Annotated in this window: 10 protein-coding genes; 9 read left to right on the forward strand and 1 reads right to left on the reverse strand. The window is 43.7% G+C overall.

From position 1 onward, the window contains the following. Nucleotides 1-260 precede the first annotated feature (260 nt). Nucleotides 261-686, reverse strand: a complete 426-nt coding sequence (locus EWU21_RS07110) for a YybH family protein (protein WP_130896124.1) — start codon at nt 684-686, stop codon at nt 261-263. A 241-nt stretch (nt 687-927) separates the two neighbouring features. Here EWU21_RS07110 and EWU21_RS07115 point away from each other — a divergent pair, with 241 nt between their 5' ends. The 9 genes from EWU21_RS07115 (at nt 928) to EWU21_RS07155 (ending at nt 14,586) form a co-directional block, all read left to right on the forward strand. Beyond that, on the forward strand, nt 928-3,759 hold the full coding sequence (locus tag EWU21_RS07115; protein ID WP_130896125.1) for a PQQ-dependent sugar dehydrogenase: 2,832 nt from the start codon (nt 928-930) through the stop codon (nt 3,757-3,759). A gap of 62 nt (nt 3,760-3,821) precedes the next feature. Further along, entirely contained in the window at nt 3,822-5,117 is a 1,296-nt protein-coding gene (locus tag EWU21_RS07120; RefSeq protein WP_130896126.1) for a glycoside hydrolase family 88/105 protein, read from the forward strand. Between the two features lie 2 nt (nt 5,118-5,119). After that, complete coding sequence (locus tag EWU21_RS07125; protein WP_130896127.1) at nt 5,120-5,884, forward strand: SDR family oxidoreductase; 765 nt, start codon at nt 5,120-5,122, stop codon at nt 5,882-5,884. A gap of 121 nt (nt 5,885-6,005) precedes the next feature. Next, entirely contained in the window at nt 6,006-7,169 is a 1,164-nt protein-coding gene (locus tag EWU21_RS07130) for a glycoside hydrolase family 88 protein (protein WP_130896128.1), read from the forward strand. Between the two features lie 55 nt (nt 7,170-7,224). Beyond that, on the forward strand, nt 7,225-8,748 hold the full coding sequence (gene purH / locus EWU21_RS07135; RefSeq protein ID WP_130896129.1) for a bifunctional phosphoribosylaminoimidazolecarboxamide formyltransferase/IMP cyclohydrolase: 1,524 nt from the start codon (nt 7,225-7,227) through the stop codon (nt 8,746-8,748). 94 nt (nt 8,749-8,842) lie between these two features. Further along, entirely contained in the window at nt 8,843-10,813 is a 1,971-nt protein-coding gene (gene gyrB / locus EWU21_RS07140; protein ID WP_130896130.1) for a DNA topoisomerase (ATP-hydrolyzing) subunit B, read from the forward strand. A gap of 1 nt (nt 10,814) precedes the next feature. Next, nucleotides 10,815-11,033: a hypothetical protein gene (locus EWU21_RS07145; protein WP_130896131.1), complete on the forward strand. Its 219-nt coding sequence runs from the start codon at nt 10,815-10,817 to the stop codon at nt 11,031-11,033. Between the two features lies 1 nt (nt 11,034). Further along, complete coding sequence (gene ppk1 / locus EWU21_RS07150) at nt 11,035-13,323, forward strand: polyphosphate kinase 1 (protein ID WP_236633199.1); 2,289 nt, start codon at nt 11,035-11,037, stop codon at nt 13,321-13,323. 24 nt (nt 13,324-13,347) lie between these two features. Beyond that, complete coding sequence (locus EWU21_RS07155) at nt 13,348-14,586, forward strand: NupC/NupG family nucleoside CNT transporter (RefSeq protein WP_130896132.1); 1,239 nt, start codon at nt 13,348-13,350, stop codon at nt 14,584-14,586.

Raw genomic sequence — 14,586 nt, forward strand, 5'->3', positions numbered from 1 at the left:
GCAGTTAATTTACAGGTATTTCTGAAAATGTCCTTCGAAATATTTTCGCGAAATACCTGTAAATTAGCTTGCAAACAGTAAATCTTTCTTCATATCTCTTAATCTGAAGTACGTGGAGGCGGACATCGTTAGTCACTATTCGATAGTCCGGAGAAAATGAGATTAGAGATTATAGAGTCTAGATTGAAAAAATTCACCATTCACCATTTACCATTCACCATTTACCATTCACCATTTACCATTCTCTCTACTCTATAATCTTACGAGGTGTGATCCCTCACCACCAGCCACTTCCCCTTTACCTTCTTCATCAACAACGTAAAATAGCCACCCACATCACCCACGGTTGGTCTTGTCAAATGCCAGCGGCCTAATACCCAAGCCGTTTTTCCTGCTGTAATATCTACTTCTTGAATGTCAAAATCTAACGTGCCCATCGTCTCGCGATTGGGATATGATTTTAAATAGCGTTTCAACGTCGCCTCCCAGCCTGAAACGACGCCAGACTTTCCAATGAACTTTAGATTAGGGGATTTTTCGTAGTATTCCATAAAGCCCTCAATATCGCCCTTGTTCCATAGTTTAATCTGAGTTTGCAGGACAGACTTGATTTCGTTTTCGTCTTTATTTGTTTGAGCGAAAAGAAGGGATGGGATGAAGAGGAGGAGGTAGAGGAGTGTTTTCATATTGTAAGTTTATTTACAAAGTTCAAAGTTCAAAGAGCAAAGTTCAAAGTTTGAATCAGTTTTTCTGAGTTTATCCCTGAAAGGGATTCCATCTTTGAACTTTGAACTTTGCTCTTTGTGATTTTCTGTCTACTGGCCACTGTCCACTGACTACTGATTTTGGCATTTCGTCTCATTTTCCACCTAACAATTTTTAAAATCCGATTATTGTATCATTTTTGTAGAATAATAAATTAGACCTATGATTAAGAAAATTACGCTAGCCATTTTACTGGCTTTTCCTGTGCTTTCTTCGCTTGCGCAGGCCCCCGATGAAAATCGTTTTGTGAAGTCTGTTTTGGTAGACAAATTAGATGAACCAATGGAGTTTACCTTTTTGCCAGATGGACGTATCCTGTTTGTAGAACGCAAGGGAGATGTGAAATCTTATGATACGAAGACCAAAGAGACGAAGACAATCGCTCACTTAAATGTCAACACGAAATACAAGAACCGTTTGGGTCAAGAGCGTGTGGCAGAGGAGGGATTGATGGGTATTGTTTTGGACCCTAACTTTAGCAAAAATCACTGGTTATACCTTTATTATGCGCATCCAACGGAGACTAAGCACATTTTAGCGCGTATGGAATTGCGTGGCGATGAGTTATTAGTAGAGCAACAAAAAGTGCTTTTAGAGGTTCCTACGCAGCGTGAGGAATGTTGCCATACGGGTGGTGGAATGGTTTTTGACAAATCAGGAAATTTATTCTTAACCGTAGGAAATAATACAAGTAACAGTAATTCAGATGGTTATGCTCCTATCGATGAGCGTCCGGGTCAAGCGTATTGGGATGATCAACGTGGTGCGTCGAATACGAATGATTTACGCGGAAAGATTTTACGCATTCACCCAGAGGCGAATGGTACCTATACGATTCCAAAAGGCAATTTATTTGCGCCTGGAACACCTAAGACGAAGCCAGAAATTTATACGATGGGTCACCGCAATCCTTGGAGACCGAGTATTGACTCGAAAACGGGTTTCTTATATTGGGGTGAAGTAGGTCCGGATGCGTCAGTAGATTCAGAAAAAGGTCCACGCGGGTATGATGAGTTTAATCAGGCCAAAGGTCCAGGTTATTACGGCTGGCCGTATTTCATTGGAAATAACCAAGCCTATGCGGATGTAAACTTTGAGACGATGGCGATTGGACCTAAATTCAATCCAGCGGCTCCAATAAACGAATCCCCTAATAATACCGGTTTACGTGAATTGCCAGCGGCGACGAAGGCGATGATTTGGTATCCGTATGGAACGTCAGAGGAGTTTCCTTTAGTGGGTTCATCAGGTCGTTCAGCGACGGGAGGTCCAGTTTTCAGAAAGGCGGATTTTGCAGGTGCGAAACGCGCATTTCCATCGTATTACGAAGGAAAATGGTTGATCGTAGAGTTTATGCGTGGCTGGATTATGGCAGTTACCATGGATGAAAAAGGAGATTACAAGTCGATGGAGCGCTTTATGCCCTCTACGACTTTTGGCTCTGCGATCGATATGGACTTCAGTCCTGAAGGAGATTTATATGTATTAGAATATGGTTCGGCTTGGTTCCGCGGAAATGAAAATGCGCGTTTGGTGAAGATTGAATACCAAGGCGGAAACCGCAAGCCGTATGTAGAAGCATCTTCAGCTAAGAAGGCGGGTGCTGCTCCATTCACAACGACTTTATCTGCAGATGGAACGAAAGATTTCGACGGAGATAAGTTGACCTATACGTGGACAGTCAAGAAGGCCGGCAAATTCGTGAAAAATTTATCAGGAGCTAATCCGACTTTGCAATTGAGAGATGCGGGTAAATACGAAGTGACTTTGAAGGCGGCAGATCCGAAAGGATTATCGAACACGGCTTCTTTGGAAATCTTAGTGGGTAACGAAGCTCCAGTAGTGGATATCGCGGTGGAAGGAAACAAATCGTTCTATTTCGAGGGGCAGCCTTTGAAATACGAAGTGAAAGTTGAAGATAAAGAAGACGGAACGCTAGGTAAAGGTATTGCCAAAGAGGCAGTTGCAGCGACCGTGGATTATGTAGCTTCAGGGTATGACCCGATCGAGATGGCGCAATCGCACCGCAAGGCTGATAGCGATTTATTTGCCTCTGCAGGTCTTCGTTTAATCAATGCAAGCGATTGCAAGTCTTGTCACCAAATGTCTGTTCGCTCAGTAGGGCCATCGTACAAGGAAGTGGCTGAGAAGTACAAAGGCCAAGATATGGTGGAGAAACTTTCTGACAAGGTAATTGTTGGTGGAATGGGCGTTTGGGGCGAACATGCGATGTCTGCTCACCCGAATATCTCGAAAGCAGATGCGAAAGCGATGGTGAACTATATCTTGAGTTTAGGAGATGCCAAAGCAAGTAATGCCATCGCCACCTCAGGAACCTTAGGTTTGAAAAAGCCAGCGGATCAATCATCTTCAAAAGGGGTATTCGTGGTTCGCGCGACTTATTTAGATAAAGGAAATAAGAAGATGGCTCCAGTTCAATCGGAGAAATGGTTGTTCTTGCGTCACCCAGCCTTGAACGTGGAGAAAGCGGATATGACCAAAGGTATTTTGCAGTTGATCACGCCAGGTCGTTCGACGAATATGGTGGGTCAAAATCCACACTTAGGTTACAAGGATTTAGATCTAACTGGAATCTCAACAATTGAAATTTCAGCTTCAGCACAAGTGCGTTCTAACGCCGCGGGTGGTGTGATTGAAATTCGGTTAGATTCTCCTACGGGAACGGTTATTGGTCAAACAGCACCGATCGAAGTGTCACAAGGTGGATTTGGTGGACCTCCTCCAGCTGCGGCTCCAGGAAAGGGTGCGCCACTAGGAACAGGAGTAGCTGCGCCAGCTTCAGCGCCTGCTGCACCTGCAGCTCCAGCGGCACCGGCTGGTCAAGCGCCACGTAGAATGAATGGTCCATCTGCCCAAAAAGTAGCCATCCAAGCCACTTCAGGTTCTCATGATCTGTATTTTGTGGCAGTTAACCCGAAAGCAACCGAACAACAAATCGTCGTGCAGATCTCGGGTATTGAAATGAAAAAATAGTCTTTTGATTATAGTAATTCTGGGGTCCTCTCTGCTTTAATAGAGAGGACCCCTTTTTTTTTATGCGCTATACCTTAATTTTGTTGTTGATTTCTGGCTCCTTATTGGGCCAAAAAAACATCACCACCGCTTCGGACGCCACGGCGCCACTCCACGCATTACAGCCAGATTACCCCACGCCTTACGGTGCGCCTACAGTTGAAAATATCCAAAAAACCATCGACCGCGTCTTCGCTTATTTAGAAACGGCGACACCTGATCGTTTTGTGGATAAGACGAGCGGCGCAGAAGTGAAAACCTATAACGCAAATGCCCTATTTAGCAAGGGAGATTTTCGTCCGATTTCGTACGAATGGGGCGTGACTTATTCCGGAATGCTGGCTTTAACGGAAGTGACCGGAGATGAGAAATACAAAAACTATGTTTTTAATCGCTTGAATCTGATTAATTCGGGTGTTCCGGAAGCTATAAAGATTCCAGCGGAACAATCACACGTATTGAAAGGTTTAGTTCACCCTCGTGCTTTGGATGACATCGGAGCGATGGGAATGGCGGTGATTAAGGCGAAAAAAGCCGGATTTACGACCGATATGTCTTACATCACGAAGCGTGCTTCGGATTTTATCTTGAAAGAAGAGCATCGCTTACCGGATCGCACTTTGGTGCGGATTCGTCCATTACACCACACGATGTGGCTAGACGATGTCTATATGGCCATTCCTGCGTTGTTGCAGTTAGGGGAATACGAGGAGGCGGTTTTTCAGTTCAATGCCTACCGCAAACGGATGTTCAATCCGAACCAAAATATTTACATGCACGGTTATTTAGTGGACGCGACAGAACATCCTGAATTTCATTGGGGGCGCGCGAATGGCTGGGCCTTGTTGACCAACTGCGAATTATTGGAGTATTTGCCGGCGAATCATCCGGCTCGTCCGGAGATTTTGGCCCAATTGAAAAACCACTTGAAAGGGCTGATGGCTTTGCAGGATGGGACGGGATTTTGGCATCAATTACTGGATAAAAACGATTCCTATTTAGAGACATCTTGTACGGCGATTTATACCTATGTTCTTGCCAAAGGCATCAACAAAGGCTGGCTCGACCCTAAAACTTATGGTCCGGCAGCGATATTAGGTTGGAATGCAGTCAATACGAAAGTAAACGAAAAAGGCCAGGTGGAAGGGACTTGCGTGGGAACAGGTTTAGCCTGGGATCCTGCTTTCTACTATCACCGCCCAATTTCACCATTTGCGGCACACGGCTATGGTCCCGTTTTATTAGCTGGAGCAGCCATGATGGATTTAGTGAAACATCACACTTACCAAATCAATGATTCTGCCGTACATTTGAAATAATTATGAAAAACACGTTTGATTTAACAGGAAAAATAGCGCTAGTCACGGGTTGTAAGCGAGGAATCGGAATGGCGATGGCGCTAGGTTTAGCCGAGGCAGGAGCAGATATTATTGGGGTTTCGGCTAATTTAGAATTGTCGGGTTCTCAGGTTTCCAAAGCGGTAGAAGCTTTAGGTCGCAAATTCAAAGCTTACCAAGCTGACTTCTCAAATCGCGATTCAATGTATGCTTTCATCAAACAGTTGAAAGCTGACTATCCTCGTATCGATATTTTAGTGAACAACGCAGGAACCATTTTGCGTAATCCGGCAGCGGAACATTCGGATGAGTTTTGGGATGAGGTTTTAGAAGTCAATCTGTCATCTCAGTTTATTTTGAGCCGCGAAATCGGTGCTCGGATGATTACTGAAGGCAGTGGAAAAATTATTTTTACGGCTTCTCTATTAAGCTTTCAAGGGGGCATCAATGTGCCGGGTTATGCTGCCAGTAAAGGTGGTATTGCTCGTTTAACGATGGCTTTAGCTAACGAATGGGCAGGGAAAGGAGTAAATGTGAACGCGATTGCTCCAGGGTATATTTCCACCGATAATACGACGGCATTGCGCGAAGATAAAGAGCGCAGCGCTTCTATTTTAGGACGAATTCCGGCGGGAAGATGGGGAGAACCAGAAGACTTTAAGGGTCCGGTGGTGTTCTTAGCCTCTGAAGCCTCTAACTATGTTCACGGAACCATTTTGACCGTCGATGGCGGCTGGATGGGCCGGTAACAAATTTCAAAGACCAAAGAGCAAAGTTCAAAGTTCAGAATTTTCCTATTTGCTCTTTGAACTTTGCTCTTTGAATAGTAGCCTCTGAACTTTGAACTTTGGTCTTTTAACTTTGAAAAAAATGAAAAAATTAACTCTATTATTCGCATTAATCTCCACCTCCCTTTTCGCGCAGAAAATCGATGTGGACAAACAAATCGCGTTAGCAGGCCAACAATATCAATTGATGCTGGCGGCACAACCAGATACGAGCACGACGGTGCACTCGGCGAAGCAAGATGGGACCTACAGAAATATGCCATCGAAGTGGTGGTGTTCTGGGTTTTTCCCGGGCGGACTTTGGTTCTTATATGAAAAGACCAAAGATCCGAAATGGGAATCAGCAGCTCGTTTGTGGACGGCGGCAGTGAAGAAGGAGCAGTTCAATACCGGGACGCACGATTTAGGGTTTATGATGTACGATTCTTTCGGGAATGGCCTGCGTCTGACGAAGGATCCGGAGTATAAGAAAGTGTTGATTCAGTCTGCCAAATCTTTGGCGACACGTTTCGATCCCAAAATCGGCTTAATTAAGTCTTGGAATGGTTTCAAAGGAGGATACCAATATCCGGTGATCATCGATAACATGATGAACTTGGAATTGTTGTTCTGGGCGTCACGTGAGACGGGTGATCCGCGTTTTAAGGAGATTGCGATTATTCACGCGGATAATACGATGAAGAATCATTTTAGACCGGATTATTCGAGCTATCACGTGATTTGCTATGATGTAGATGGTAATGTTTTGGCCAAAAAACAACACCAAGGCTACCAAGACGAGTCTACCTGGACGCGTGGACACGCCTGGGCAATGTACGGCTACGTAGAAATGTACCGCAATACGAAGGACAAAAAATACCTCGACTTCGCCCAAAAAATCTCTGATTTCTACTTAAATCACCCAAATATGCCGGCAGACAAGATTCCGTATTGGGATTTCTATGCGCCTAACATTCCCACGGAGGAGCGCGATGCTTCGGCGGGAGCGATTGCGGCGTCTGCCTTGCTCGAATTGAGTACCTATTCAGGAGAAAAAGGCAAGCGCTATAAAGCAGATGCGGTGAAGATGTTGGAATCGCTTTCGTCTCCAGCGTACCGTGCAGCTTTGGGAGAAAATAATCACTTCTTGATCAAGCATTGCGTGGGAGCAAAATCGCTGAATTCAGAGATTGATGTGCCTTTAATCTATGCGGATTACTATTATTTAGAAGGCTTGTTGCGCTACCAAAAAATGGCTAAAAAATAGACGGCTTTTTGGGCTGAATTTCGTACCTTTGAGGCTTCATTTTTTATCAAGCCCCATGTCAGTTAAGAAAATTCAATCAGCCTTAATTTCGGTTTATTACAAGGACGGTTTAGCGCCCATCATTCAAGAACTTCATAAAAACGGAGTGACACTTTATTCTACGGGAGGGACGCAGTCTTTCATCGAAGAATTAGGTATTCCCGTGATTGCAGTAGAAGATTTAACGGGTTATCCGTCGATCTTTGGTGGTCGTGTGAAGACGTTGCACCCGAAGGTTTTTGGAGGAATCTTACACCGTCGTGATTTAGCGTCTGATGTGGAGGTGGCCAAACAATACGACATTCCTGCCTTAGATTTAGTCATGGTGGATTTGTATCCATTCGAGGAAACAGTGGCATCTGGAGCTTCTGATGAGGATATTATTGAGAAAATTGACATTGGTGGTATTTCTTTAATCCGTGGTGGAGCGAAGAACTTTAACGATGTATTAATCGTTTCTTCTCGTGATCAATATGCGGAGGTGGCGGCGATTTTTGCAGCACACGGTTCTACTTCGACTTCGTTGGAGGAGCGTAGAAGCTTTGCAGGAAAAGCTTTCCAGGTTTCCTCTCATTACGATGGAGCGATTCAACGTTATTTTGCAGGCCAAACAGCTGATTTAGCCAACTACACGACCTTGCCAGCGCACGGCTTACGTTATGGAGAGAATCCTCACCAACAAGGTAAATTCTACGGAGATTTAGCGGCTTTATTTGATAAATTACACGGTAAGGAATTGTCTTACAATAACTTAGTTGACGTAGATGCTTGTTTGTCTTTATTAGACGAGTTTGCTGAAACGGCTTTCGTGATCATTAAGCACATGAATGCGTGCGGCGTGGCAACTGGAACAACCGTGAAAGAGGCCTACGATAAGGCACTTTCTTGCGATCCTATTTCGGCTTTTGGTGGTGTTTTAGCCACAAACAATACCGTGGACAAAGCTGCGGCAGAATCGATCAACCCTTTATTCTGTGAGATTTTGATTGCGCCAGACTTTACGGAGGAGGCTTTGGAGATCTTAAAGACGAAGAAAAACCGTATTTTATTGAAGCGTAACCAAGTTGCTTTCCCTAAAGTAATGTTCAAGACCCTGCTAAATGGTGTTTTAGAGCAAGATAAGGACTTAGTGATGGAAGGCGTAGAAGATTTCAAGACGGTGACGAAACGTGTTCCTACAGACGAGCAAAAGCGTGCTTTAGCGTTTGCGTTAAAGATTTGTAAGCACACAAAGTCGAATACGATTATTTTAGCGAATGATGGACAGCTATTGGCTTCAGGTGTGGGTCAAACATCTCGCGTGGATGCTTTAAAGCAAGCAATCGATAAAGCAAAGGAATTTGGATTTGACTTAAACGGCGCGGTGATGGCTTCGGATGCGTTCTTCCCATTCCCTGATTGCGTTGAAATTGCTGGAAATGCGGGTATTGTGGCTGTTACGCAACCAGGCGGATCGATAAAGGATCAAGATTCAATCGATTACTGCGATGCGAATGATTTAGCCATGGTCATGACGGGAATTCGTCACTTCAAACATTAGGATTATTCAGTTAAAATTTATATTTTTAAGGTTACTAATCAACAGTATTTCCGGGCGATTAAAAAGCTCGTTTTAACACACATTAAATTACATTATGTCAGAAGCACAAGATACATCAGCTCAAGATCGGGCAAATTATGGTGCAGATAATATTCAAGTATTAGAGGGTTTAGAGGCGGTTCGTAAGCGTCCTTCCATGTACATTGGTGATACAGGCTTCAAAGGTCTTCATCACTTGATTTGGGAGGTTGTCGATAACTCCATTGATGAAGCGTTGGCAGGTCATTGCGACATGATCAAAGTAACGATCAATACAGATAATTCCATTTTAGTCGAAGATAACGGTCGGGGTATTCCTACGGGCATGCACACGAAAGAGAAGCGTTCTGCCCTAGAGGTAGTTATGACGGTTCTTCACGCCGGTGGTAAATTCGATAAAGATACCTACAAGGTTTCTGGTGGTTTGCACGGTGTGGGTGTTTCTTGTGTGAATGCCTTATCGACGGATTTAAAAGTAACGGTATATAGCCGTGATGGTAAAATTTACCAACAAGAATATAAAATTGGGGTTCCACAATACCCAGTAAAAGAGGTAGGAACAACAGATCGTACAGGTACATCGGTTTTATTTAAGCCAGATGAGACGATTTTCACGGTGACTGAATACAAATACGAAACAGTTGCGGGTCGTTTACGTGAATTATCTTTCTTGAATGCGGGTATTCGTATTCAGTTGACGGATATGCGTGAATTAGATGAGAATGGCGTAGCGAAAACGGAAGAATTCTTCTCTGAAGGAGGTCTTCGCGAATTCGTGATGTTCTTGGATTCTACGCGTGAGCCATTGCTTTCTGAGCCTATCTACATGGAAGGTGATAAGAATGGGGTTCCTGTTCAAGTGGCGATGGTGTACAATACGTCTTACACAGAGAATGTGGTTTCGTATGTCAATAACATCAACACGATTGAAGGGGGGACGCACGTGGCTGGTTTCCGTGGTGCATTGACTCGTACCTTGAAAAACTACGCAGATAAGTCAGGTGCCTTAGAAAAATTAAAGATTGATATCGCGGGGGATGACTTCCGTGAAGGGTTAACAGCGGTTATCTCGGTGAAAGTGGCGGAGCCTCAGTTTGAGGGCCAAACAAAAACCAAATTAGGTAACGGCGAGGTGTCTGGTGCAGTTTCTGCAGCGATGTCTGATATGTTAGAGTCTTGGTTAGAAGAGCACCCGAAAGAGGCTCGTCAAATCGTTGCCAAAGTAATCTTAGCTGCTCAAGCGCGTCACGCTGCTCGTAAGGCGCGTGAAATGGTTCAACGTAAGACGGTTTTAGGTTCGAACTCGTTGCCAGGTAAATTAGCCGATTGCTCGGATTCGGATCCAGAAACATGTGAGATCTACCTTGTCGAAGGGGACTCCGCGGGTGGTACGGCAAAGCAAGGTCGTAACCGTGCATTTCAAGCGATCTTGCCTTTGCGTGGTAAGATTTTGAACGTAGAGAAAGCACAAGAATACCGTATCTACGAAAACGAAGAGATTAAGAATATGATTACAGCGCTAGGCGTTTCTTTCGGAAAAGATGGAGATGAGCGTGCGTTGAATATGGATAAATTGCGTTACCACAAGGTGATTATCATGACCGATGCGGACGTTGACGGTAGTCACATTCGTACCTTAATTTTAACGTTCTTCTTCCGTTATATGCGTGAATTAGTGGATCGCGGCTGTATTTACATTGCACAGCCACCGTTGTACCAAGTGAAAAAGGGACAGCAAGTGCGTTACGTTTGGACAGAAGATCAACGTACCCAAGCGATTCAAGAATTAGCCGGTGGTGGAAAAGAAGACAACGTAGGCGTACAACGGTATAAGGGTCTTGGAGAGATGAACGCGGAGCAATTGTGGGAAACGACGATGAATCCAGAGTCTCGTACCTTGAAACAAGTGACGGTTGAATCTGCGATCGAAGCTGATTTATTATTCTCGATGTTAATGGGAGATGAAGTAGCGCCACGTCGTGACTTCATTGAAAAGAATGCTAAATACGCTAAAGTAGACGTTTAGAATGAATTTTGATTTTAAGTCGTATCATTTGCGTGGCATTCACGCGGAGACGTTGGAGGAAAAGCAGAAGATCAATCAAGAATTGAAAGACTTTTACAATTCCTTAACAGAGGAGGACAAACGCTTGTTTAATTTAGAACTTCAGAAATTCTTGGCCACAGAAATGGGGCGTTTGGGTTCTGATTATCAAGCCATCAAAAATCAAGTTCCTACAGAATAATATGAGTGAATTAGATAAAATACTGAAACACGATGAGTCAAAAGATTCCCTTGCCGGGAATCTTTTGTCATTACTTACGCCTACGAATTGGAAGATTAATCTGATGGCTCCGCGTGAGCAAAATCGGAAAGTAGATAAATCGACCCAAAAGTCGAACGATACCATCGCGAAATCAAAATTCATCTCGCGTGATTTGTCGTGGTTGAAGTTTGACGAGCGGGTTTTGGATCAGGCGCGTGATACGTCTAAGTCACTTTTTGATCGCTTAAAATTCTTAGCGATTACGGCCTCTAATTTGGATGAATTCTTTACCATCCGAATGGGCTCCTTGTATAATTATATCGATTTAGGGAAAGAAAGGACGGATTATTGTGGTTTGCGTGAGGTGCCATTTAAGCAGGCCATCATTAACGATGCGCAGGAGTTTACCCAGGAAAAGCACCGTCTTTTCATGGAGGAAATCTTGCCTTTATTTCCGGAAAATGGGCTTTTATTAGCTTGTTTAGATGATTTAGACGAAGACGAAAAGGAGGAGGTAGCTACGTATTTCCAGCGGACGATTTATCCGATGCTGACACCGATGGTGTTCGATCATACGCACACGTTCCCGAGTTTGCTAGCGAAGACCTTAATTTTTGGGGTAGTGACAGTGGGTCTTTCAGACAAGAAAAAGACGAGAAACGAGAAGGAACAAAAGATCTCTTTTGTGCAGATTCCGTTGAATTTGAAGCGTTTTTACGTGATTGAGAGAGAGGATAAAGTGTTATTTATCCCGATTGAAGAGATTATACGCCATCATTTGCAAGTTTTGTATCGCAATGTGGAAATTGAATCGACGACCTTGTTCCGTATCACGCGTAATGGAGATTTTGATTTAGTGGAACACGAAGATTCGGATACGGATTTTGTGGATGAGGTGAAGAAGAAGATCAAGGACCGTCGTTTGGGTCGAGTGACGCGTGTGGAGGTGGAGAAATTCCATTCGGATTTCTTGTTGACAGAAATGTTAAAGCGTTGGAATTTAGACCGTTCGGATATTTTTGTCAAAAATTCAATTTTGGATTTTACGTCTTTTTGGCAAATCTTAAAACACGCTGAATTTAAGACGCAACTGGCTGTTAATCCGGCTGTGGTTCCGGCTTTAGGTCTGAAATCGGTGGTCATTGATGATATTTTTGATACCATTAAACGCGGTGATATTTTATTACACCATCCCTATAATAATTTCGAACCCGTTATTCAATTATTAGAACAAGCGGCGGATGATCCCAAAGTCTTAGCGATTAAGATCACCCTGTACCGTATTTCTAAAAACTCCCGAATTTCGAGTGCTTTATTACGTGCGGCGGAGCAAGGAAAACACGTTTCGGTCTTGTTTGAGGTGAAAGCGCGTTTCGATGAGGAGAACAATATTAAGGAAGCAACGAAATTACAGAAAGCGGGTTGCTTTGTGATCTACGGTATTCCGGGATTGAAAACGCACACGAAATTATTGCAAGTCATTCGCAATGAAGGCAATCACGTGGTGAGTTATGCCCATCTTTCCTCTGGAAATTACAATGAGGATACGGCCAAATTATACACAGATATTGGCCTTTTAACAACGGATACTAGGATTACGCAAGATATCTCCGAGTTTTTCAATGTAATCACGGGGCACTCGATGCCTACCCATTACGAGCATTTAATTACGGCGCCGCGTGATATGCGGAATCGCTTGATCGAGATGATCGAAAATGAGGTGAAAAATCACCAGCAAGGTTTGCCGGCCGGAGTTTGTTGGAAGATAAACTCTTTACAGGATTTGAAGACGATGGAAGCACTTTATAAAGCTTCTCAAGCAGGTTTGCCGGTGCTTTTGATTGTGCGCGGTATCTGCTGTATTCGTCCACAACGCAAAGGTTTATCAGAGAATATCTTCATTAAATCGATTGTAGGAGAGTATTTAGAGCATACGCGTTTGTATTATTTCCATAATGCGGGTGAGCCTAAAATTTATGGAGGTAGCGCGGATGTGATGGTTCGAAGCTTTGACCGACGTATAGAATCCTTATTTGAATTAGTGAATACACGCGCGAAGAATCTGGCTATTACTATCTTAGACTGGAATCTTCAGGATACGAAAAATTCGTATGAGATGCAGGAGGATGGGACGTATTGGAAAATCGAAAGCGATGTACCATTTGATATCCATACGAAATTTTACGAAATCAAAGACGAGGATTTGGTTGCCGAACTAGCTTTTGATAAATTTACAGTTAGCCTAGATACGAAACTAGAAACAAAATAGGCGAATTACACCAACAAACAACACATGGAAAGATTTACAGGATTGCTCGGTATCGTTTTGATTTTGGGCGTATCATTTTTGATGTCGAATAACCGAAAAGCGATCAATTACCGGACGGTAGGCGTAGGTCTTTTAATGCAAGTGTTGTTAGCGGTGTTTATTTTAAAGACGGAGACAGGCCAAAACCTCTTCCAGTGGTTAGGCGATTCCATCAATACCTTATTAGGTCAGGCAGATAAAGGCGCGCAATTTGTGTTCGGATCGCTCGTGAATCGTGATTTGATGATCAAGGCCTTTGGTCCCGGAAATGATTATATTTTCTTTTTCAAAGTAGTTCCAACGATCATCTTTGTATCTGTTCTAGTGAATATGTTCTACCATTTAGGCATACTTCAGCGCGTTGTTTCCTTTATCGGAAAAGGCGTTCATTGGTTAATGGGCGTGAGTGGGGCAGAGGCGCTTTCGAATGTGGCATCCACTTTCGTAGGCCAGGTAGAGGCTCAAATCATGATCAAGCCTTATTTGAAAAACATGACGAATTCGGAGCTGATGGCTTCGATGACGGGTTCATTTGCCTGCATCGCAGGTGGTGTAATGGCCGTTTATATCTCCTTGGGAGTTCCAGCAGCGTATTTATTAGCGGCAAGTTTGATGGCTGCACCGGGTGCTTTAGTGATCTCTAAAATTATGTTCCCAGAAACGGAGAAGTCGGAGACGGAAGGAGAAGTGAAATTAGAGTTATCAAAAACACACGCTAATTTAGTGGATGCGATCGCGGCAGGTGCGAGTGAGGGTTTGAAAGTGGGGATGAATGTGATCGCGATGTTGATCGGTTTTATTGCCTTGATCGCCTTAGTGGATTTAGGATTAGGACACATCGGTGCTTGGATCAACTATCCCGAATTATCGATGAACACGATTTTAGGAAAAGTATTCTCTGTGTTTGCTTTTGCAATGGGCGTTCCGGCACAAGATATCGAAGTAGCTGGTGCCTTGATGGGTAAGAAAATGGTGGTGAATGAGTTCGTCGCTTATTTAGATATGGTGCATTTGAAAGCAACGTTGGATCCTAAGACGATCGCCATTACGAGTTTTGCTTTATGTGGTTTTGCGAACTTTTCATCGGTGGCTATCCAAATCGGGGGTATTGGAGAATTAGCTCCCTCTCGTCGTTCCGATTTAGCGAAATTAGGCTTCAAAGCCTTGATTGCAGGTACTTTGGCCTCTTATTTATCAGCAACTTTAGCCGGCTTATTACTGTAA

The sequence above is a fragment of the Aquirufa antheringensis genome (assembly GCF_004307425.1).
In the GTDB taxonomy this organism is placed as follows: domain Bacteria; phylum Bacteroidota; class Bacteroidia; order Cytophagales; family Spirosomataceae; genus Aquirufa; species Aquirufa antheringensis.

What these genes read in the sequence shown, in the direction of transcription:
- EWU21_RS07110 (WP_130896124.1), bottom strand. Translation starts at nt 686, where the DNA reads ATGAAAACACTCCTCTACCTCCTCCTCTTCATCCCATCCCTTCTTTTC.
- EWU21_RS07115 (WP_130896125.1), top strand. Translation starts at nt 928, where the DNA reads ATGATTAAGAAAATTACGCTAGCCATTTTACTGGCTTTTCCTGTGCTT.
- EWU21_RS07120 (WP_130896126.1), top strand. Translation starts at nt 3,822, where the DNA reads ATGCGCTATACCTTAATTTTGTTGTTGATTTCTGGCTCCTTATTGGGC.
- EWU21_RS07125 (WP_130896127.1), top strand. Translation starts at nt 5,120, where the DNA reads ATGAAAAACACGTTTGATTTAACAGGAAAAATAGCGCTAGTCACGGGT.
- EWU21_RS07130 (WP_130896128.1), top strand. Translation starts at nt 6,006, where the DNA reads ATGAAAAAATTAACTCTATTATTCGCATTAATCTCCACCTCCCTTTTC.
- purH (WP_130896129.1), top strand. Translation starts at nt 7,225, where the DNA reads ATGTCAGTTAAGAAAATTCAATCAGCCTTAATTTCGGTTTATTACAAG.
- gyrB (WP_130896130.1), top strand. Translation starts at nt 8,843, where the DNA reads ATGTCAGAAGCACAAGATACATCAGCTCAAGATCGGGCAAATTATGGT.
- EWU21_RS07145 (WP_130896131.1), top strand. Translation starts at nt 10,815, where the DNA reads ATGAATTTTGATTTTAAGTCGTATCATTTGCGTGGCATTCACGCGGAG.
- ppk1 (WP_236633199.1), top strand. Translation starts at nt 11,035, where the DNA reads ATGAGTGAATTAGATAAAATACTGAAACACGATGAGTCAAAAGATTCC.
- EWU21_RS07155 (WP_130896132.1), top strand. Translation starts at nt 13,348, where the DNA reads ATGGAAAGATTTACAGGATTGCTCGGTATCGTTTTGATTTTGGGCGTA.